Below are 1,692 nucleotides of genomic sequence, written 5' to 3'. Positions count from 1 at the left end.
TCTCCCCCGGCGGCGATCAGCTCACCGGCCAATTCGACGATCCGCTGCCGCTCGATCCGCTGCAGGGCCGCCCGTTCGTGGCGCTGCACGTCAAAGGCCTGTAGGCTCACGCTGCTCCCCGCCGGCCATCTCCTCCAGCGCCCGCGTGCCAGCCGGGCCACGCCCTGGCCGATGCGTTCGGGGGTGGAGGTGGCAAAGCACAGCCGCAGCGCGTCGCTGAACGCCCCCGCATCGGAGAATGCCGGACCGGGAATATACGCCACCCCGTGGCGCAGCGCGACCTCGAACAATGCCTCCGTGTCGATGCCCGCGTAGCGTCCGCGCAGGGTCAGCCACAGGAAGAACCCGCTGCGGTCGTGGCGATGACCTGCTCGCCGAAGGCGTCGGCCAGGGCGGCGCGCATCGCCTGCTTGCGCTCCCGGTACACGCTGCGCAGGGTGTCCAGGTGCGCATCCAGCCGGCCGTCGGCCAGGTAGTCCGCCACCAGCTGCTGCATGGGCGCGTTGGTGCAGGTGTCCATGGACTGCTTGGCGCTGATCGCCAGGCGCGCAGCGCCGGATCCAGCTCCATCCACCCCACCCGCAGCCCCGGGGCCAGCACCTTGGAGAAGGTGCGCACCGAGATCAGCCGGGGGTTGTCCGGGCTCAGCTGGGCGAAGCCGGGGACCTGCTGGCCCTCGAAGCGCAGCGCCCCGTACGGGTCATCGTCGATGATGAACGCCTCCCACTGTGCGGCCAGCTCCAGCAGGCGCAGCCGGCGGGCCTCGCTCAGGGTACGCCCGGAGGGGTTCTGGAAGTTCGGGATCACGTAGATCGCCTTGGGCGTCTTGCCGGTGGCGGCCACCAGCTCGGGCAGCCGCTCCACCACCAGCCCCTGGTCATCCACCGGGGCCTCCAGAACCTGGCCCTGGTAGCTGAGCACGGTGGAGATCCCGTTGGTGTAGGTCGCGATTCGACGATCACCAGATCCCCCGGATCCACCAGCAGCTTGAACGCGATGTCCAGGCCCTGCATGCCCCCGGTGGTCACCAGCACCCGGGCCGGGTCCACCGGCTGCCCCAGGCGCTGGTGGTAGGCCACAATTTGCTCGATCAGCTGCGGGTTGCCCTCCGTGGCCGCATAGTCGTAGCGTCCCTCGGCCGGCCTGGTGTACAGCCCGGCCAGCTCGGCTTCCGGGATCAGCTCGGCATTCGGCGCCCCCATGGCGAACCGCACGATGTCGTGGGTCTGGCTGGCCAGCAGGGAGGTGGAGGAGTCAATGACCGATCCCTTGAGTTGGCTGGCCCGCGAGGCCAGTCGCGTAGGTACGGCGGTCAGCAGCGATTCGGTGGCCATGAGTGGTGTTCCTAACGTTGATGGTTGTCAGTTCGCGCGGTACGTCCGCGAGGAATTCAATGCCGGTGGCGCTCACCCGCACCGGCTCGGAAACTTCGAAGCCCGACCCGTCCAGCCACATGCCGGCGATCAGGTGGAAGGTCATGTTCTCCTGCAGCTCGGTGGTGTCCCCCACCCGGAAGCTGACGGTGCGTTCACCCCAGTCCGGCGGGTAGCCGATGCCGATGGAGTAGCCCAGCCGGGATTCCTTCTCATACCCGGCCGCCCGGATCACCCTGGTGAAGGCGGCGGTGACCTCCTCGGGGGTAGCCCCGGGCTTCACCTGGTCAAAGGCGGCTCGATGCCGGCAATGGTGGCG

At 68.9% G+C, this 1,692-nt stretch carries 3 protein-coding genes and 2 pseudogenes; all 5 read right to left on the bottom strand.

Going from position 1 to position 1,692, the window contains the following annotated elements; genetic code table 11:
* A pseudogene (locus tag JCM19049_RS22720) lies at positions 1-290 on the bottom strand (hypothetical protein); the annotation flags it as partial.
* A gap of 38 nt (positions 291-328) precedes the next feature.
* Positions 329-574, bottom strand: a complete 246-nt coding sequence (locus tag JCM19049_RS22715) for a hypothetical protein (protein WP_306420811.1) — start codon at positions 572-574, stop codon at positions 329-331.
* 32 nt (positions 575-606) lie between these two features.
* Positions 607-864 (bottom strand): annotated as a pseudogene (locus JCM19049_RS22710) (PLP-dependent aminotransferase family protein); the annotation flags it as partial.
* Entirely contained in the window at positions 804-1,334 is a 531-nt protein-coding gene (locus JCM19049_RS22705; RefSeq protein ID WP_306420810.1) for an aminotransferase class I/II-fold pyridoxal phosphate-dependent enzyme, read from the bottom strand. The gene JCM19049_RS22705 and the pseudogene JCM19049_RS22710, both read right to left, overlap by 61 nt.
* Positions 1,255-1,692 (bottom strand): M24 family metallopeptidase (locus JCM19049_RS13435; protein ID WP_279403221.1); only part of this gene is annotated, 438 nt, incomplete at its 5' end. The genes JCM19049_RS22705 and JCM19049_RS13435, both read right to left, overlap by 80 nt.

This window comes from Arthrobacter sp. JCM 19049 (genome assembly GCF_001310435.1).
This window is presented reverse-complemented; position numbering and strand designations above follow the sequence as displayed.

Excerpts from the sequence above, each read along its gene's own strand:
- JCM19049_RS22705 (WP_306420810.1), bottom strand. The coding sequence starts at position 1,334 with ATGGCCACCGAATCGCTGCTGACCGCCGTACCTACGCGACTGGCCTCG.